This is a genomic window from Ramlibacter sp. 2FC, assembly GCF_005503345.1.
Classification (GTDB): Bacteria; Pseudomonadota; Gammaproteobacteria; order Burkholderiales; family Burkholderiaceae_C; genus SCMQ01.
This window is the reverse complement of record NZ_SCMM01000069.1, coordinates 1-17,691: the sequence shown is the minus strand read 5'-3', so window position 1 is coordinate 17,691 and position 17,691 is coordinate 1. Positions and strand designations below refer to the sequence as shown.

The window sequence follows — 17,691 nt, the reverse complement described above, 5'->3', positions numbered from 1 at the left end:
GCAGTCGCCCGCGAAACCCTTGCCTTCGGCTAACTCTTCCCCTTGCCGGGCGAGTAGAGGACTTTCACCTCCGAGTGGGTGCGCCCTGCCGGGCGCACCGCAAAAAAGCCCGCACAGGGCGGGCTCGGGAATCATGGAGCGGGAGACGGGAATCGAACCCGCGTATGAAGCTTGGGAAGCTGCCGTTCTACCATTGAACTACACCCGCGAACGGCCGGATTCTACTTCAGGATGTCGCCCACGCAGAGGTACTTGATTTCCACGTACTCGTCCATGCCGTGGTGCGAGCCCTCGCGGCCCAGGCCCGACTGCTTGACGCCGCCGAAGGGCACATGCTCGCTGGCGATGATGCCCACGTTGATGCCGACCATGCCGTACTCCAGCGCCTCGCTGACGCGGAAGATGCGGCCCACGTCGCGGCTGTAGAAATAGCTGGCCAGGCCGAACTCGGTGGCGTTGGCCGCGTCAATCGCCTCCTGTTCGGTCTTGAAGCGGAATACCGGCGCGAACGGGCCGAAGGTCTCCTCGCGGGCGCAGAGCATGTCGGGCGTGGCCTCGGCCACCACCGTGGGCTCGAAGAACTGGCCCGAGAGCTGCTTGCCGCCGGCCACCACGCGGCCGCCCTTGGCCAGGGCGTCGGCCACGTGGCGCGCCACCTTCTCGACCGCGGCCGGCTCGATCAACGGGCCCTGGACCACGCCTTCCTCGAAGCCGTTGCCGACCTTGAGCGCCTTCACCTTGGCCGCGAACTTCTCCACGAAGGCCTCGTAGACCCCGTCCTGCACGTAGATGCGGTTGGCGCAGACGCAGGTCTGGCCCGCGTTGCGGTACTTGCTGGCCATCGCGCCTTCGACGGCCGAGTCGATGTCGGCGTCGTCGAACACGATGAAGGGCGCGTTGCCGCCCAGCTCCAGCGAGAGCTTTTTGACCGTGGGCGCGCTCTGCGCCATCAGGGTGCGGCCGACCTCGGTGCTGCCGGTGAAGCTGATGTGGCGCACCGTGTCGCTGGCGCAGATGAGCTTGCCGATCGCGATCGAGTTCGCGCTGTCGGCCGTGATCAGGTTGAGCACGCCGGCCGGGATGCCGGCGCGCTGGGCCAGTTCGGCCGCGGCCAGCGCCGTCAGCGGCGTGAGCTCGGCCGGCTTGATCACCACCGGGCAGCCCGCGGCCAGGGCCGGCGCGACCTTGCGCGTGATCATGGCCAGCGGGAAGTTCCAGGGCGTGATGGCGGCGCAGACGCCGATGGGCTGCTTGACCACCAGCAGGCGCCGGTTGTTGTCGAAGGTCGGCAGGGTCTCGCCGTTGACGCGCTTGGCTTCTTCGGCGAACCACTCGACGAAGCTGGCGCCGTAGGCCACCTCGCCCTTGGCCTCGGGGAAGGGCTTGCCCTGCTCGGCGGTCATGATGCGGCCCAGGTCCTCCTGGTTCGCCATCAGCAGGTCGTACCACCTGCGCAGGATGTTGCTGCGCTCCTTGGCGGTCTTGGCCTTCCAAGCCGGCCAAGCCGCGTCGGCGGCGGCGATCGCGGCCTGGGCCTGCTCGGGGCCGAGGTTGGCCACGTCGGCGAGCTTGCGGCCGGTGGCGGGGTCCAGCACCTCGAAGCGGCCGGGGCCGGCGACCCACTGGCCGTTGATCAGGGCGTCGGTCTTGAGCAGGCTGGGGTCGTTGAGCAGGGCGAGGGGCGAGGTGGGGGTGTCCATGAGGTCTCCGGTGAAGTCAGGGGTAATTATTTAACTTGTTAAGTAATTTTGCCAGATTCGCAGCGTTTTAAAGCATAGCCCGTGGCAGAAACCGGGTCGGCCGCCAGGGCGGGCCGAAATCTATAATGACCGGTTCAACCCAATCAGGCCCAGGCATGCGGGCGCGTTCCCGGGCGCCGGCCAGGCCTTTCTCACCACGATGAGCCATCCCACTTTTTCCGTTGCCGACATCCGCAGGATCTTCCTGGACTTCTTTGCTTCCAAGGGGCATCAGGTGGTGGCGTCCAGCCCGCTGGTGCCGGGCAACGACCCGACGCTGATGTTCACCAACTCGGGCATGGTTCAGTTCAAGGACGTGTTCCTCGGCACGGACAAGCGCAGCTATGTGCGCGCCGCCTCGGTCCAGGCCTGCCTGCGCGCGGGCGGCAAGCACAACGACCTGGAGAACGTGGGCTACACCGCGCGGCACCACACCTTCTTCGAGATGCTGGGCAACTGGAGCTTCGGTGACTACTTCAAGCGCGAATCGCTGAAGTGGGCCTGGGAGCTGCTGACCGAGGTCTACAAGCTGCCGGCCGACAGGCTCTGGGCCACGGTCTACATCGAGGACGACGAGGCCTACGACATCTGGACCCAGGAGATCGGCCTGCCGCCCGAGCGCGTGGTGCGCATCGGCGACAACAAGGGTGCGCGCTACCAGTCCGACAACTTCTGGATGATGGCCGACACCGGCCCCTGCGGCCCCTGCTCGGAAATCTTCTTCGACCACGGCCCCGACGTGGCAGGCGGCCCGCCCGGATCGCCCGATGCCGACGGCGACCGCTACATCGAGATCTGGAACAACGTGTTCATGCAGTACGACATGCAGGAAGACGGTTCCGTCAAGAAGCTGCCCGCGCCCTGCGTGGACACCGGCATGGGCCTGGAGCGCCTGGCCGCCATCCTGCAGCATGTGCACAGCAACTACGAGATCGACCTGTTCGCTGCCCTGATCAAGGCCGCGGCGCGCGAGACCGGCTGCGCCGACCTGGCCAACCCCTCGCTCAAGGTGATCGCCGACCATATCCGCGCCACCGCCTTCCTGGTGGCCGACGGCGTGATCCCCTCCAACGAGGGCCGCGGCTACGTGCAGCGCCGCATCGTGCGCCGCGCCATCCGCCACGGCTACAAGCTGGGCCGCAAGGCGCCGTTCTTCCACAAGCTGGTGCCCGACCTCGTCGCGCTGATGGGCGCGGCCTACCCGAACCTGGCGGCCAACGCCCAGCGCATCGCCGAGGTGCTGCAGGCCGAGGAGGAGCGCTTCTTCGAGACCCTGGAAAACGGCATGGAGATCCTGGACGCGGCCCTGGCCGATGGCGGCAAGGTGCTGCCCGGCGAGGTCGCGTTCAAGCTGCACGACACCTACGGCTTCCCGCTGGACCTCTCGGCCGACGTCTGCCGCGAGCGCGGCCTGTCGGTCGACGAGGCCGGCTTTGCCTCCGCCATGGAAAAGCAGAAGGCCCAGGCGCGCGCGGCCGGCAAGTTCAAGATGGACCGCGCGCTCGAGTACAGCGGCGATGGCAACGACTTCGTCGGCTACGAGCAGCTCGAGGCCGCGGCCAAGGTGGTCGCGCTCTACCACGAGGGCACGCCGGTGCAGGAGCTCAAGGCCGGCCAGAGCGGCGTGGTGGTGCTCGACACCACGCCCTTCTACGCCGAAAGCGGCGGGCAGGTCGGCGACCAGGGCCGCATCACGGCCGCGGCCGGTACCTTCGAAGTGGCCGACACGCAGAAGATCAAGGCCGACGTCTACGGCCACCACGGCAGCCTGGTCGCCGGCGCGCTGAAGCTCGGTGATGCGGTCAAGGCCCAGGTCGACACCGCGCTGCGCGGCTCGACCATGCGCAACCACTCGGTCACCCATTTGATGCACAAGGCGCTGCGCGAGGTGCTGGGCCAGCATGTGCAGCAGAAGGGCTCGCTGGTCAACGCCGAGCGCACGCGCTTCGACTTCGCGCACAACGCGCCGGTCAGCGACGCGCAGGTCCGCGAGATCGAGACGCGCGTGAACGCCGAGATCCTGGCCAACCTGGCGACCCAGGCGCGCGTGATGGACATCGAGTCGGCGCAGAAGGTCGGCGCCATGATGCTGTTCGGCGAGAAATACGGCGAGCAGGTGCGCGTGCTCGACATCGGCACCAGCCGCGAGCTTTGCGGCGGCACCCATGTGGCGCGCACCGGCGACATCGGCCTGTTCAAGATCGTGGCCGAGGGCGGCGTGGCCGCCGGCGTGCGCCGCATCGAGGCTGTGACCGGCCAGAACGCGCTGGCCTACCTGCAGTCGCTGGAGAGCACGGTGGCCCAGGCCGCCGGCACGCTCAAGGCACCGCCGGCCGAGCTGCAGGGGCGCCTCGTCCAGGTGCTGGACCAGGTCAAGTCGCTGGAGAAGGAAGTCGCCGCGCTCAAGGGCAAGCTGGCCTCCAGCCAGGGCGACGAGCTCGTGGCCAAGGCGGTGGACGTGAAGGGTCTCAAGGTGCTGGCCGCCAAGCTCGACGGTGCCGACGCCAAGACCTTGCGCGACACCATGGACCAGCTCAAGAACAAGCTCAAGACCGCGGCCATCGTGCTCGCCGCGGTGGACGGCGACAAGGTGCAACTCGCGGCCGGCGTCACGGCCGACAGCGTGGCCAGGCTCAAGGCCGGCGAGCTGGTCAACTTCGTGGCCCAGCAGGTCGGTGGCAAGGGCGGCGGCAAGCCCGACATGGCCATGGCCGGCGGCACCGACGCGAGCAAGCTCGCGGCGGCGCTCGCCAGCGTGCAGGCCTGGGTGGCCGAGCGGGCCTGACGACCGCTTGACATCGAGTCAAGGGGCGCTGCGGCGCCCCTTGCCGTTGCTGAAGCTCAGTCAGGCCAGTCCAGCCGCAGCTGGCTTTCAAATCGCCGCGCCTGGCCCGTGACCGGGTCGGTGAAGGCGATCGCGCGCGCCAGCAGGCGCAGCGGTTTGGCAAAGTCCTCGAGCTCGTCGGGGCCGCGTCGCACATCGGGGTAGAACTGGTCGCCGACCAGGGGCAGGCCCAGCGCGTTCATGTGCACGCGCAGCTGGTGCCGCTTGCCGGTCACGGGCTCGAGGCGGTAGCGCGCCCAGGCGCCGCGCCGCTCGAGCGGTGCGATGCGCGTCTCGCTGTTGGGCGCCAGTCCTTCCTCGGGCCGGGCCTCGCGCATGCGGTAGAAGGCCTGCTCCTGCTCGAGGATATGGCTGCGCCGGGTCTGCGGCCAGGCCAGGCCATCGCGCCAGGGCGCGATGGCCTCGTAGCATTTGTCCACCTGGCGCTCGCGGAACAGGCGCTGGTAGGCGTCGCGGTCCTGGGGGCGCAGGCTGAACAGCACCAGGCCGGCGGTCTCGCGGTCGATGCGGTGCAGCGGGCTCAGATCGGGCAGCTTGAGGCGCTGCTTGAGCCGCACCACCAGGGTCTCGCGCACGTAGCGCCCGCCGGGCGTGACGGGCAGGAAATGCGGCTTGTCGGCCACCAGCAGCAGCTCGTCCTGGAACAGGATGCGTTCCTCGAACGGCACCTGGGGCTCGGCCGGCAGGCGGCGCCAGTAGTAGGCGCGGATGCCGCTGCGGCATTGGGTCTCGGGGGAGAGCGGCTGGTTGTGCTCGTCCACCACCTCGCCGGCCTCCATGCGCTCGCGCCACTCGTCGCGGCTGACCACGGGCAGGCGCTCGGCCAGGAAGTCGAGCAGCAGCGGCCAGGGCACGCGCCGCATCTGGGGCAGGGCCACGCAGCTGGGCGACACGCCGTCGCGCATCGGGATCGCGGGGTTCTTGACGGCGTAGGCCATGCCGGGGGAAGGCTCAAATCCGGCGGAACACCAGGTCCCAGACGCCGTGGCCGAGTTTGAGGCCGCGGTTCTCGAACTTGGTCAGCGGCCGGTAGTCAGGCTTGGGCGCATAGCCCTCGGCGGTGTTCCTGAGCAGCGGCTCGGCGCCCAGCACCGCGAGCATCTGCTCGGCATAGGGCTCCCAGTCGGTGGCGCAGTGGATGTAGGCGCCGGGCTTGAGGCGCGCGGCCAGCTTGGCCACCAGCGGCGGCTGGATCAGGCGGCGCTTGTGGTGGCGCTTCTTGTGCCAGGGGTCGGGGAAGAAGATGTGCACGCCGTCCAGCGAGGCCTCGGGCAGCATGTGGTCCAGCACCTCGACCGCGTCGTGGGGCAGGATGCGGATATTGGTGAGGCCCTGCTCGCCGATGCGCTTGAGCAGCGCGCCCACGCCGGGCTCGTGCACCTCGCAGCACAGGAAGTTGTCCTCGGGTCGCACGCGCGCGATATGGGCCGTGGCCTCGCCCATGCCGAAGCCGATCTCCAGGATCAGCGGCGCGCTGCGGTCGAAGGCGGCATCGGCGTCCAGCGGCGCCGCGCGGTAGCTCAGCAGGAACTGCGGGCCCAGGGTCTCGAAGGCCTTGGCCTGGCCGGTGGTGGTGCGGCCGGCGCGGCGCACATAGCTCTTGATGGCCTTGGGAAAGGCGACGCCTTCGGGCGGCTGGCCCTGGCTCGGGCGGTCGGTGGGGAGTTCGGTGCTCATGGGGCAGGGGAGGGAGGCCGCGCGCGGTGCGGGCCGGGCCCCGGATTTTAAGGTTTCAGCGCGCGGCGGCCGCCGCCCAGCGCGCGCGCCAGGCGCCCACCCAGGCGGCCAGGGCCTTGTCCAACGGGCTTGGCTGGGGCGGCAGGTCCAGCATGGCCGCGGCGGCGTTGAGCGCGGCCAGCGGGTCGGCCAGGTCCAGCGGCTGGGCGCCGTTCTGCTTGGACAGCTTCTCGCCGTTCGATCCGAACACCAGTGGCGTGTGCAGGTAGCGCGGCTGGGCCAGGCCCAGGGCGCGCTGCAGCAGTATCTGGCGCGGCGTGTTGTCGGCCAGGTCCTCGCCGCGCACCACGTCGCTGATGCCCTGATCGGCGTCGTCGACCACCACCGCGAGCTGGTAGGCCCAGAGGCCGTCGGCGCGCTTGAGCACGAAGTCGCCGACCTCGGCCGCCACGTCCTGTTGCTGGGGCCCGAGCCGGCGGTCCGTCCACTGCACGGGAGGGACACCGTCCGTGCGCAGGCGCCAGGCGCGCGCCGGCCGGCCGTGCAGGCCTGCGCGGCAGGTGCCGGGATAGACCGCGGCGCTGTGGCGCTGGCGGGTTTGGCCCAGCGCGGCCTGGGCTGCTGCGATGTCCTTGCGCGAGCAGGCGCAGGGGTAGGCCAGGCCGGCGGCGACCAGGCGGTCCAGCGCCTGCTGGTAGGCCGCGTGGCGCCGCGACTGCCAGAGCACGGGCTCGTCCGAGTGCAGGCCGCAGGCCGCGAGCTGCTGCAGGATGAGCTGGTCGGCGCCGGGCACGCAGCGCGGCTGGTCCACGTCCTCGATGCGCAGCAGCCAGCGCCCGCCGTGGGCGCGCGCGTCGAGCCAGCTGGCCAGGGCCGCCACCAGCGAGCCGGCATGCAGGGCGCCGGTGGGCGAGGGGGCGAAGCGGCCTCTGTAGGCCTGGCTCGGACCGCCGCCGCTCATGGACTCAGTTGCCGCCGGGCCGCCCCAAGGCAACTGCGGCCCCCTCGGGGGCCGGGCCGAAGCGTGATGCCTCGGAACGTGCATAGCGTAGGCCCGGCATGGGCTCGCTTCGCTGCACAGCTGCGCGCACGGACGCTGCGCGAGCCCAGCGCAGCACACGAAGTGGCAAGCGTGGGGGCCATCATGCTCAGGCCGCGGCCAGTGCCAGTTCCAGGCCGGAGACGAAGGCGTCCTCGACGCGGTGGCCCAGGCACCAGTCGCCGCACAGTCCCAGGCCGGCCCGGGCGTCCCACAAGTGGCTGCGACCCAGCGCCTGCGTGGTCTGTGCATGGCGCCAGCGATGCGTCTCGGCGTGGACCGGCGTAGCGCGTATGCCCGTGATCTCGGCAAAGCCCTTGAGCAGCTTGGCCTGCACGCGCTCGGCCTGGTCCTCCAGGTGCTCCTGCGACCAGGCGGCGCTGGCCTGCACGGTCCAGCGCTCGATCGGGTCCCGGCCGGGCTTGGACGACTCGCGCGCCAGCCAGGCCACGCGGTGGTGCAGGCTGCGCGCAGCGTTCCACTGCGGGCCCAGCGTCGTGAGGCCGGGCTGCACGGCGTGGGGGAAGGCCAGCATCAGCGTCCAGCAGGGCGCCACGGTGACGCTGTCCAGCGGCTGGGCCAGCTCCGGCGCCTGGCGCGAGTCCTTGAGCAGATCGCGCGCCTGGGCCGCGGGCAGGGCCAGCAGCACGGCGTCGAAGCCCGAGTACACATGGTGCGCGTCCTCGGCCCCGGTGGTGCGCAGCTGCCAGCGCCCGGCGTCCAGGGCGTCGGGCTCGATGTGGGTGACTTGCGTCTGCAGCGTCACCCGGCCGCCGTCGTGCAGGGGCTTGGCCCAGTGCCGTACCAGGGCGTTCATGCCGGGTGCGGGCACCCAGTGCGGCTCCAGCGCGGGCAGGGCGGCCTCGGCGACCCGGCCCCGGGCATCGAGCACGCGCACGGCGTTGGCGCTCCAGCGCTTGCACAGGCCGGGCGCGGTGTCCAGGGCCCGCTCGAAACGCGGGTCGCGCACGGTGAAGTACTGGCTGCCGTGATCGAAGGTGCCGAAGGGGCTGGCGTGCGTGGCCATGCGCCCGCCATAGCCCCGGCTCTTCTCGAACACCGAGACCTGGTGGCCGGCCTGGGCCAGCGTGCGGGCGCAGGCGATGCCGGCCATGCCGGCACCGACGACGGCGAAATGCCGCGGCGCCTTGGCGCGCGATGGAGTGGAGGTCTTTTTCATGGTGGGCTTGCGAGCTGAGACAGCTTCGACTCTACACGCTGCGGTGCCGCTGCAGCAGCGCGGCGCGCGTGGCCGGTGCCTCCAGGTGCTGCAGCCACCATTGCAGGGCACGCCCCGGAGGCCCCGCGCCGGCGCCGCGCCAGGCGTAGCTCAGCGAGGTCAGCCGCGCCGGCCGCTGCACGCGCTTGGCGACCAGGCGGCCGGTCTCGACATAGGGCTGGGCCAGGCTTTCGGGCAGAAAGCCGCCGCCCAGCCCGCGCAGCTGCGCGTCGAGCTTGGCGCGCATATTGGGCACGGTGAAGACATCCTGCCCTCCGAGCAGGCCTATGGTCAGGCCGCCGCCGCGCTGCACCGAGTCGGCCACGGCCACGGCACGGTGCTGCTGCAGCAGCGCGTCGCTCAGTGGCTCGTCCGCCGCGGCCAGCGGGTGGTGCGGCGCCACGGCGTAGACGAAGCCGATCTGGCCCAGGGGCTTGTGGTGGATCTCGGCGCGCGCGCCGGCCTCCAGCGGCACGCCTATGGCCAGGTCGGCCTGGCCCGAGCTCAGCGCCGCCAGCGTGCCGGACAGAGTCTCGTCGCGTATGCGCAGGCGCGTCGGCGGGTTCTGCGCCAGAAAGGCCTCGCAGAGCTCCATCACCACGGCCTGCGCGATGGCGCTGTCCACCGCCAGCGTGAACTGCGACTCCCAGCCGGTGGCGACGCGCCGCACGCGGTTGGCCATGGCATCGATTTCGTCGAGCAGGCGCGCGCCTTCGCGCAGCAGCTCGGCACCGGCCGCCGTGGGTCGCGCCTGGCGCGCGCTGCGGTCGAACAGCAGCACGTCCAGCGCATCCTCGATCTGGCGCACGCGGTAGGTCAGGGCGCTGGGCACCAGGCCAAGCTGGCGGGCGGCCGCGGCGAAGCTGCCCGTCGCAGCGATGGCCTGCAGCATGGCGAGCGCGTCGGGGGTCAGGACATCGCGTGGCGTTTGCATGGCGAGGTGTTTTCGATTCAAATATTTTGAATGATGCCATCAAGCCGCGTGGACCGCAGCAGCCGGATGCCGCTCTAAAGTTTGGGCATTGACGGAGATCAACCATGCTCAAGATTCGCAAATCCCAGGACCGCGGCCATGCCGACCATGGCTGGCTCAAGTCGTACCACAGCTTCTCGTTCGCCAACTACTACGACCCGGCCCACATGGGCTGGGGCAAGCTGCGCGTGATCAACGAGGACCGCATCGCGCCCGGTGCCGGCTTCGGCGCCCATGGCCACCGCGACATGGAGATCATCAGCTACGTGCTGTCGGGCGAGCTCGCGCACAAGGACAGCATGGGCAATGTGCAGGGCATACAGCCGGGCGAGGTGCAGCGCATGAGCGCCGGCCGCGGCGTGATGCACAGCGAGTTCAACCATGCGCCGGGCCAGACCACGCATTTCCTGCAGATCTGGATCGAACCGAACGAGCGCGGCATCGCGCCGGGTTACGAGCAAAAGCGCTTCGACGACGCGGGCAAGCGCGGCCAGCTGCGGCTGGTCGCCTCGCCCGACGGCGCGCAGGGCTCGGTGACTATCCATGCCGACGCGGCGCTCTACGCCGGCCTGTTCGACGGCGCTGAATCGGCCCGCCTGGTGCTGGATCCGGCGCGCAAGGCCTATGTGCACCTGGTGCGCGGCGCCCTGCAGGTCAACGGCCAGGCGCTGTCGGCCGGCGATGCGGCCCTGCTGGCGGACGAGGCCGAGCTGCGGCTGAGCCACGGCGAGGCGGCCGAGGTGCTGGTGTTCGACCTCGCGCCCTGAACGATTTCTTTTTTTCTCAACCCACCGTAAGGACTCATGATGTTCAACACCCTGCAAAACCCCCTCGCCCTGATCGGCCGCCTGCTGCTGGCCTGGCTGTTCCTGCCCGCGGGCATTTCCAAGATCTCCGGCTTCGCCGGCACGGTCGGCTACGCCGCCTCGGTGGGCTTGCCCATGCCGCAGCTGGGCACGGCGGTCGGCCTGGTGGTCGAGATCGTCGGCGGCCTGGCCCTGATCGTCGGCTTCGGCACGCGCTGGGCGGCGCTGGTGCTGGCGCTGTTCACCCTGGTGGCCAGCTTCTTCTTCCACGCCTACTGGGCGCTGCCGGCCGAGCAGCAGATGATGCAGTCCCTGATGTTCTACAAGAACATCGCCGTCACCGGCGGCCTGCTGGTGCTTGCCGCCTTCGGCGCCGGCGCCTGGAGCCTGGACGCGCGGCGCGAGAACGCCTGACCGGCGTGCGCAAGACCGCGCGCCCGAGCGGCCGGCGCGCGGCCCAGGCAGCCGGCGGGCTGCAGGGGTAAACTGGCACCGGGCCCTGCGCCCGGGGGCTCTGTTTGGGGTCCACGAAAAGGAGATGCGCATGCATACCAAGCTGCTGGAGCGACGGCCATGGGCATGATGCTGGTGCTGCAAGGGCATGAGAAGGACCTGGGCGGCGGCTTCAGGGTGCGGCGCCTGCTGCCGGCCCTGCAGCGCCAGGCGGTCGGCCCCTTCCTGTTTTTCGATCATTTCGGCCCGGTCAGCGTGTCGCCCGGCGAGGACCACGACGTGCGCCCGCACCCGCACATCGGCCTGGCCACCGTGACCTACCTGTTCGAGGGCGCCATCCTGCACCGCGACAGCCTGGGCTCGGTGCAGCGCATCGAGCCAGGCGCCATCAACTGGATGACGGCCGGCCGCGGCATCGTGCATTCGGAACGCCGCCCCGACGAGCTGCGCCAGCAGACCCACACCAACCACGGCATACAGCTGTGGGCCGCCTTGCCGCTGGGGCACGAGGAGGCCGAGCCCAGGTTCGAGCACACGGCCGCCGACGCGCTGCCGGAGCTGCAACTGGGCGACGCCCGGGTGCGCCTGCTGATCGGCGACGCCTTCGGCCAGCGCTCGCCGGTGTCGACCTTCTCGCCCACGCTCTACCTGGACGTGCAGCTGCCCGCCGGTGGGCGGCTGGAATTGCCGCCGTTGGCCGAGGAGCTCGCGGTGTATGCGGTCGACGGCCCGCTGCGCGTGGACGGCGAGCCGCTGGAGGCGCAACGCCTGGCTGTGCTGGTGCCGGACCGGGGTGCGCACCTGCAGGCCGATGCCGCTGCGCGCTTCATGGTGCTGGGCGGCGAAGCGCTGGACGGGCCGCGCTATATCTGGTGGAACTTCGTCTCGAGCCGGCGCGCGCGCATCGAGCAGGCGGCTGAGGACTGGCTGGCACAGCGCCTCGGCCAGGTGCCCGGCGAGACCGAGTTCGTGCCCCTGCCGGAGCGGCGCTTCAAGGCCTGAACCGGACCGGCCGCACCGAGCGCATGGCCCCGCTTGCTACCATGCGGCCATGAAGATCCTCTCCATGCTGCCCTGGGCCGACTGGCTCGCCCTGGCCAGCTTTTTCGGGCTCTGGGCGGGCTATGCCTGGTTCGCCAAGTTCTGGGGCCTGCGCCAGCGCTCGCTGATCGCCACCACCAACCGCTACCGCGGCTACTGGATGATGCAGGCCACGGCGCGCGACCCGCGCATGCTGGACGGCCTGATCACGCAGAACCTCTCGAGCACGCCTTCCTTCTTTTCTTCGACCACCATCATCATCATCGGCGGTCTGTTGGCCCTCTTGGGCACCACCGACAAGGCCGCCGAGCTGGTGCGCGAGATCCCGTTCGCCCAGCCCACGCCCATGCTGGTGTTCGAGTTCAAGATCCTGGTGCTGTTGGCGATCTTCGTCTACGCCTTTTTCCGCTTTTCCTGGTCGATGCGCCAGTACACCTTCGTCGCGCTGGTGATAGGCTCCATGCCGCCGGTGGAGGATTTCCTGTCGGGACGGGCCGACCGCCAGCACTATGCCGAGCGTGCCGGCGCCCTGGTCGGCCTGGCCGCCGAGGCCTTCAACGACGGCCTGCGCGCCTACTACTTCTCGTTCGCCGCCATGGCCTGGTTCTTCTCGCCGCTGGCCCTGGTGCTGGCGACGGCCCTGGTGGTCATGATCCTCTACAGCCGCGAGTTCCGCTCGGACGTGCTGCAGGTCCTGCGTGATTGATATGGCCCCCACGCTTGTCACTTCGTGTACTGCGCTGGGCTCGCGCAGCGTCCGTGCGCGCAGCTGTACAGCGCAGCGAGCCCATGCCGGGCCTGCGCTATGCACGTTCCGAGGCATCACGCTTCAGCCCGGCCCCGAGGGGGCCGCAGTCGCCTTGGGGCGGCCCGGCGGCGACTGATCCCTGCCTGCGCCGGGCTTTCAAGCCGCCGCGCGCAGTTCCTTGTCCAGCGCCTCGCGCTCGTCGAACACGAAGCAGCGGCCCTGGTAATGGGCGCCGTCGGTCTCCTCGAAGTACTTGAGGATGCCGCCCTCGAGCTGCCAGACATGCTCCAGGCCGGCCTCGCGCATGAAGATCGCGGCCTTTTCGCAGCGTATGCCGCCGGTGCAGAAGCTCACCACGGTCTTGTCCATCAGCTCGTCCTTGTGCGCCAGCAGCGCCTGGGGGAACTCGGTGAACTTGGCGATGCGCCAGTCGATCGCGCCCTCGAACGTGCCGTGGTCCACCTCGAAGGCGTTGCGCGTGTCCAGCGTGACCACCGGGCGGCCGGCGTCGTCGTGGCCCTGGCCCAGCCAGCGCCGCACGGTGGCCGCGTCCACAGCCGGCGCGCGACCTTCAGGATGCGAGGAATCGGGCCGGATGGTCGGGTGGTCCATGCGGATGATCTCGCGCTTGAGCTTGACCCGCATGCGGCGAAACGGCTGCTCGGCCGACCAGCTCTCCTTGGGCTGCAGGTCGGTAAAACGAGGGTCCTGGCGCAGCTGGGCCACGAAGCCGCGCACCGCTTCGGCGGGGCCGGCCAGGAACAGGTTGATGCCTTCCTCGGCCAGCAGCACCGTGCCCTTGAGGGCCAGCGCCAGGGCCTGCTCGTGCAGGCGCTCGCGCAGGGCGGCCGCGTCGGGCAGGGGGACGAACTTGTAGGCCGAGATGTTCAGGATGTGGTTCACGGCGCTATTTTAAAAAGCCTGTCAAGCCCCGGGGCGCGGGGCCCCCACTTCTACAATCGGGAGCATGTTTGTCCACCTGCGCCTGCACACCGAATTCTCCGTCGTCGACGGCACCAACCGCATCGACGAGATCGTCAAGGCCGCCGCGGCCGACGGCCAGCCGGCCCTGGCCATCACGGACCTGAACAACCTGTTCGGCGCCATCAAGTTCTACAAGGAAGGGCGCGGCAAGGGGGTCAAGCCCGTGATCGGCGTGGAGATCCTGCTCGAGGGCCTGGGCCAGGACCCGGCCGCCACCTCGCGCCTGCTGCTGCTGGTGCAGAACAATCAGGGCTACCTGAATCTGTCCGAGATCCTGGCGCGCGCCTGGACCGCCAACGTGGTCAAGGCCCAGGCCGTGGTCAAGCTGGCCTGGCTCCAGGAGCTGAACGAGGGCCTGATCGCGCTGTCCGGCGCCCAGGCCGGGGCCGTGGGCCAGGCCCTGGTGCAGGGCGACGAGGGTCGCGCGCACGAGCTGGCCTTGCAACTGGCCTCGGTGTTCCCGCACCGCTTCTACCTGGAGCTGCAGCGCGCCGGCCGCCCCGAGGACGAGACCCATGTGGTGGCGGCGGTGCAGCTGGCCGCGCGCATGAAGCTGCCCGTGGTGGCCACCCACCCGGTGCAGTTCGCCGGCGAGGACGACTACGAGGCGCACGAGGCGCGCGTGTGCATCGCCGAGGGCGAGATCCTGGGCAATGCGCGCCGGGTGCGCAAGTTCACGCGCGAGCAGTACTTCAAGAGCGCGGCGCAGATGCAGGCCTTGTTCGCCGACCTGCCTTCGGCACTGGCCAACACGCTGGAGATCGCCAAGCGCTGCAACCTGAGCCTGGTGCTGGGCAAGCCGCAGCTGCCCAACTTCCCTATCCCGGGCGGCCTGACCATGGAGGAATATTTCCGCCAGGTCTCGCTGGAGGGCCTGGAGGAGCGCCTGGCCCATCTCTACGCGAACGTGGCCGAGCGCGACGGCCAACGCCCGCGCTACCTGGAGCGGCTGGAGTTCGAGATCAACACGATCCTGAAGATGGGCTTTCCCGGCTACTTCCTGATCGTGGGCGACTTCATCAACTGGGCCAAGAACAACGGCTGCCCCGTGGGGCCGGGCCGCGGCTCGGGCGCGGGCTCGCTGGTGGCCTACGCGCTCAAGATCACCGACCTCGACCCGCTGCAGTACAACCTGCTGTTCGAGCGCTTCCTGAACCCGGAACGCGTCTCGATGCCCGACTTCGACATCGACTTCTGCCAGTCCAACCGCGACCGCGTGATCGACTACGTGAAGGAGAAGTACGGCAAGGACGCGGTGAGCCAGATCGCCACCTTCGGCACCATGGCCGCGCGCGCCGCGATCCGCGACGTGGGCCGGGTGCTCGACATGAGCTACACCTTCTGCGACGGCATCTCCAAGCTGATCCCGAACAAGCCGGGCCAGCACATCACGATCGCCGACGCGATCAAGGCCGAGCCCATCCTGGCCGAGCGGCTGGAGAAGGAGGACGAGGTCAAGACCCTGCTGGCGCTGGCGCAGAAGCTCGAGGGCATGACGCGCAACATCGGCATGCACGCCGGCGGCGTGCTGATCGCGCCGGGCAAGCTGACCGATTTCTGCCCGCTCTACCAGCAGCCCGGCAGCGAGTCGGCCGTGAGCCAGTACGACAAGGACGACGTGGAGGCCATCGGCCTGGTGAAGTTCGACTTCCTGGGCCTGGCCACGCTGACCATCCTGGAGATCGCGCGCGAGTTCATCATGAAGCGCCATCCGGGGCAGGAGGGCTTCGCCTTCGAGAACATCCCGCTCGACGACGGGCCGACCTACAGGCTGTTCCAGGAGGGCAAGACCGAGGCCGTGTTCCAGTTTGAAAGCCGCGGCATGCAGGGCATGCTGCGCGATGCCAAGCCGACGCGTCTGGAGGACCTGATCGCTCTCAACGCCTTGTATCGGCCGGGCCCCATGGACCTGATCCCCAGCTTCGTGGCGCGCAAGCATGGCCGGGAGACCATCGAGTACCCGCACCCCATGGTGGCCGAGATGCTGTCCGAGACCTACGGCATCATGGTCTACCAGGAGCAGGTGATGCAGACCGCGCAGATCCTGGGCGGCTACTCGCTGGGCGGCGCCGACATGCTGCGCCGCGCCATGGGCAAGAAGAAGGCCGAGGAAATGGCCGAGCACCGGGCCATCTTCCGCGCCGGTGCGGCCAAGAACGATATCAGCCAGGAGAAGGCCGACGAGGTGTTCGACCTGATGGAGAAGTTCGCGGGCTACGGCTTCAACAAGTCGCACGCCGCCGCCTACTCGCTGCTGGCCTACCACACGGCCTGGCTCAAGGTGCACTACCGCGCCGAGTTCTTCTGCGCCAACATGACGGTGGAGATGGACGACACCGACAAGCTCAAGGTGCTGTACGAGGACGCGCTCAAGATGGGCATCGCCTTCGAGCCGCCCGACGTCAACCGCGGCAACTACCGCTTCGAGCCGGTGTCGGACAAGCTGATCCGCTACGGCCTGGGCGCCGTCAAGGGCACGGGCCAGCAGGCCATCGAGGCCATCGTCAAGGCCAGGGAGGAGGGCGGGGCCTTCACCAGCCTGTTCGACTTCTGCGTGCGCGTGGACCGCAGCCGCCTGAACAAGCGCACCGTGGAGGCGCTGATCAAGGCCGGCGCCTTCGACGCGCTGCAGCTCAACCGTGCGGCCCTGGTGGCCTCGCTGGACCGCGCCTTCGACTTCGCCAACGCCACCGCGGCCAACGCCAACCAGACCGGCCTGTTCGACATGATGGGCGAGGACGCGCATGGCGCCAGCACCCAGGAGCCGGACCTGGTCGAGACCACGCCCTGGGGCGTCAAGGAGCGCCTGACCTTCGAGAAGACGGCGGTGGGCTTCTACCTGTCGGGCCATTTGTTCGACGAGGTCCAGCGCGAGGTGCGCCAGTTCGTGCGGCGAACTGTCGAGGAGGTGTCCGAAAGCCGCGAGCCGCAATTGCTGGCCGGCATCATCGGCGACTTCCGCGTCATCAACGGCCAGCGCGGCAAGCTGGCGCTGTTCAAGCTCGACGACAAGACGGCCGTGATCGAGGCCACGGCCGACGAGAACGTGATCAACGCGCACCGCCACCTGCTCAAGGACGACGAGATGGTGGTCGTCATGGCCAAGAGCCAGCCCGACCGCTTCTCCGGCGGCTATCGCCTCAGCGTGAGCCAGGTCTGGGACCTGCCCACCGCGCGCTGCCGCTTCGGCAAGTACCTGCGCGTGGCGGTGAACGGCCGCGCGCCCGACATCGCGCGCCTGGTCAAGGAGTTCCCGGCGCGGCGCGAGATGTCGGAGCAGGGCGAGCTGGTGCGCGGCCTGATCGTGCGCCTGGCCGTGCAGCGTCAGCACGAGGAGGGGGGCGCCTGCGCCGAATTGCAGCTCGGCGAGGAAGCGCGCTTCTTCCCCAGCGACGCCGCGCTGGCCGGCTGGACCGCGCAGGCCGACCAGGGGCGGGCGCAGGTCGTCTACGAATGAGGCCGCAAGCCTCCGGGCGCTCGCGCGCCCTGGCCTGGGTCAGTCTTTCGGGCGGAAGCTGATCACGAGCGTCGAGGGCACGCGGCCGTCGACGTCGCGCGGCAGGACCTCGGTCTTGTCTATGGCCTTGAGCACGGCCTCGTCCCAGGCCTTGACGCCGCTGGGCTTGATCAGGCGCCGGCTGACGATGGTGCCGTCGGGCGCGGCGCGCACCTCGACCTCGGCCGTGGGGTTGCCGGCCACGTCGTCGGTGAACACGATGTTGGGCTTGATGCGCGCGCGTATGCGGCCCGCGTAGCCCGCCGAGGGACCGGCCGAGCGCTGGGCCGAGCCGCTGGCGCTCTCGCCGCCGGTGGCGCCGGCCAGGCCGGCGATGCGGCGCAGATGCTCCTGGCGCCGCGCATCTTCCTCTGCCTTGGCCCCAGCCTCCTTGCGCTTGGCCTCCTGCTCCTGCTTTTTCCTGTCCTCGGCGAGCTTGCGCTGCTTTTCCTTTTCCAGCTGCTCCTGCTTCTCGCGCTCCTTTTGCCGCTCGCGCTCTTTTTCGCGCTCCTGCCTTTCGCGTTCGGCCTTGGCGCGCTCGCGCTTGTCCTGCTCCTGCTTGAGGCGCTCCTGCTTTTCCTTCTCCAGGCGCTTCTTCTCGCGCTCCACGGCGATCTCGGCCTCGCGCTGGTCGGGTGCCGCCTGACGCGGCGGCGGGGCCGGACGCGGGG

The 17,691-nt window shown here is 69.7% G+C and carries 14 protein-coding genes and 1 tRNA gene; 6 read left to right on the top strand and 9 right to left on the bottom strand.

The window, feature by feature from the left end; translation table 11 throughout:
• Window positions 1-134: 134 nt before the first annotated feature.
• Window positions 135-208: transfer RNA gene (locus FFS10_RS20590), tRNA-Gly, on the bottom strand.
• Between the two features lie 13 nt (window positions 209-221).
• Window positions 222-1,700 carry an NAD-dependent succinate-semialdehyde dehydrogenase gene (locus FFS10_RS20585; protein ID WP_137896475.1) on the bottom strand — a complete coding sequence of 493 codons (1,479 nt, stop codon included), beginning with the start codon at window positions 1,698-1,700 and terminating at the stop codon, window positions 222-224.
• A gap of 199 nt (window positions 1,701-1,899) precedes the next feature.
• Between FFS10_RS20585 and alaS the strand changes: the two genes are divergently transcribed.
• The gene (alaS, locus tag FFS10_RS20580) at window positions 1,900-4,524 is read left to right on the top strand and encodes an alanine--tRNA ligase (RefSeq protein WP_137896474.1); all 2,625 of its coding nucleotides are present in this window, start codon (window positions 1,900-1,902) and stop codon (window positions 4,522-4,524) included.
• 56 nt (window positions 4,525-4,580) lie between these two features.
• On the opposite strand, the gene FFS10_RS20575 is transcribed toward alaS, so the two are convergent.
• The 5 genes from FFS10_RS20575 to FFS10_RS20555 all read right to left on the bottom strand — a co-directional run bounded on the left by FFS10_RS20575 (window position 4,581) and on the right by FFS10_RS20555 (window position 9,453).
• Window positions 4,581-5,522, bottom strand: coding sequence for a pseudouridine synthase (locus FFS10_RS20575; protein ID WP_137896473.1), 942 nt, complete (start codon window positions 5,520-5,522; stop codon window positions 4,581-4,583).
• 13 nt (window positions 5,523-5,535) lie between these two features.
• Window positions 5,536-6,261: a tRNA (guanosine(46)-N7)-methyltransferase TrmB gene (trmB, locus tag FFS10_RS20570; protein ID WP_137896472.1), complete on the bottom strand. Its 726-nt coding sequence runs from the start codon at window positions 6,259-6,261 to the stop codon at window positions 5,536-5,538.
• A gap of 55 nt (window positions 6,262-6,316) precedes the next feature.
• Complete coding sequence (gene gluQRS, locus FFS10_RS20565; RefSeq protein ID WP_137896471.1) at window positions 6,317-7,222, bottom strand: tRNA glutamyl-Q(34) synthetase GluQRS; 906 nt, start codon at window positions 7,220-7,222, stop codon at window positions 6,317-6,319.
• Between the two features lie 187 nt (window positions 7,223-7,409).
• The gene (locus tag FFS10_RS20560) at window positions 7,410-8,480 is read right to left on the bottom strand and encodes an NAD(P)/FAD-dependent oxidoreductase (RefSeq protein WP_137896470.1); all 1,071 of its coding nucleotides are present in this window, start codon (window positions 8,478-8,480) and stop codon (window positions 7,410-7,412) included.
• 31 nt (window positions 8,481-8,511) lie between these two features.
• The gene (locus tag FFS10_RS20555) at window positions 8,512-9,453 is read right to left on the bottom strand and encodes a LysR family transcriptional regulator (RefSeq protein ID WP_137896469.1); all 942 of its coding nucleotides are present in this window, start codon (window positions 9,451-9,453) and stop codon (window positions 8,512-8,514) included.
• Window positions 9,454-9,557: 104 nt separating this feature from the next.
• Here FFS10_RS20555 and FFS10_RS20550 point away from each other — a divergent pair, with 104 nt between their 5' ends.
• From FFS10_RS20550 to FFS10_RS20535, 4 genes are all read left to right on the top strand, one after another.
• Window positions 9,558-10,259: a pirin family protein gene (locus FFS10_RS20550; RefSeq protein WP_137896468.1), complete on the top strand. Its 702-nt coding sequence runs from the start codon at window positions 9,558-9,560 to the stop codon at window positions 10,257-10,259.
• A 39-nt stretch (window positions 10,260-10,298) separates the two neighbouring features.
• Window positions 10,299-10,712, top strand: coding sequence for a DoxX family protein (locus FFS10_RS20545; RefSeq protein WP_137896476.1), 414 nt, complete (start codon window positions 10,299-10,301; stop codon window positions 10,710-10,712).
• A 159-nt stretch (window positions 10,713-10,871) separates the two neighbouring features.
• Window positions 10,872-11,753: a pirin family protein gene (locus FFS10_RS20540; protein WP_137896467.1), complete on the top strand. Its 882-nt coding sequence runs from the start codon at window positions 10,872-10,874 to the stop codon at window positions 11,751-11,753.
• A 49-nt stretch (window positions 11,754-11,802) separates the two neighbouring features.
• Window positions 11,803-12,498: a DUF599 domain-containing protein gene (locus tag FFS10_RS20535; protein ID WP_137896466.1), complete on the top strand. Its 696-nt coding sequence runs from the start codon at window positions 11,803-11,805 to the stop codon at window positions 12,496-12,498.
• A gap of 198 nt (window positions 12,499-12,696) precedes the next feature.
• Here the strand turns inward: FFS10_RS20535 and FFS10_RS20530 are convergent, their stop codons facing one another.
• Complete coding sequence (locus FFS10_RS20530) at window positions 12,697-13,443, bottom strand: sulfurtransferase (RefSeq protein WP_137896465.1); 747 nt, start codon at window positions 13,441-13,443, stop codon at window positions 12,697-12,699.
• A 64-nt stretch (window positions 13,444-13,507) separates the two neighbouring features.
• On the opposite strand from FFS10_RS20530, the gene dnaE reads away from it, so the two are divergent.
• On the top strand, window positions 13,508-16,981 hold the full coding sequence (gene dnaE, locus FFS10_RS20525) for a DNA polymerase III subunit alpha (RefSeq protein ID WP_137896464.1): 3,474 nt from the start codon (window positions 13,508-13,510) through the stop codon (window positions 16,979-16,981).
• 39 nt (window positions 16,982-17,020) lie between these two features.
• Here the strand turns inward: dnaE and tolA are convergent.
• A partial coding sequence (gene tolA, locus FFS10_RS20520; protein ID WP_137896463.1) for a cell envelope integrity protein TolA occupies window positions 17,021-17,691 on the bottom strand: 671 nt, incomplete at its 5' end.

What these genes read in the sequence shown, in the direction of transcription:
- FFS10_RS20585 (WP_137896475.1), bottom strand. Translation starts at nt 1,700, where the DNA reads ATGGACACCCCCACCTCGCCCCTCGCCCTGCTCAACGACCCCAGCCTG.
- alaS (WP_137896474.1), top strand. Translation starts at nt 1,900, where the DNA reads ATGAGCCATCCCACTTTTTCCGTTGCCGACATCCGCAGGATCTTCCTG.
- FFS10_RS20575 (WP_137896473.1), bottom strand. Translation starts at nt 5,522, where the DNA reads ATGGCCTACGCCGTCAAGAACCCCGCGATCCCGATGCGCGACGGCGTG.
- trmB (WP_137896472.1), bottom strand. Translation starts at nt 6,261, where the DNA reads ATGAGCACCGAACTCCCCACCGACCGCCCGAGCCAGGGCCAGCCGCCC.
- gluQRS (WP_137896471.1), bottom strand. Translation starts at nt 7,222, where the DNA reads ATGAGCGGCGGCGGTCCGAGCCAGGCCTACAGAGGCCGCTTCGCCCCC.
- FFS10_RS20560 (WP_137896470.1), bottom strand. Translation starts at nt 8,480, where the DNA reads ATGAAAAAGACCTCCACTCCATCGCGCGCCAAGGCGCCGCGGCATTTC.
- FFS10_RS20555 (WP_137896469.1), bottom strand. Translation starts at nt 9,453, where the DNA reads ATGCAAACGCCACGCGATGTCCTGACCCCCGACGCGCTCGCCATGCTG.
- FFS10_RS20550 (WP_137896468.1), top strand. Translation starts at nt 9,558, where the DNA reads ATGCTCAAGATTCGCAAATCCCAGGACCGCGGCCATGCCGACCATGGC.
- FFS10_RS20545 (WP_137896476.1), top strand. Translation starts at nt 10,299, where the DNA reads ATGTTCAACACCCTGCAAAACCCCCTCGCCCTGATCGGCCGCCTGCTG.
- FFS10_RS20540 (WP_137896467.1), top strand. Translation starts at nt 10,872, where the DNA reads ATGGGCATGATGCTGGTGCTGCAAGGGCATGAGAAGGACCTGGGCGGC.
- FFS10_RS20535 (WP_137896466.1), top strand. Translation starts at nt 11,803, where the DNA reads ATGAAGATCCTCTCCATGCTGCCCTGGGCCGACTGGCTCGCCCTGGCC.
- dnaE (WP_137896464.1), top strand. Translation starts at nt 13,508, where the DNA reads ATGTTTGTCCACCTGCGCCTGCACACCGAATTCTCCGTCGTCGACGGC.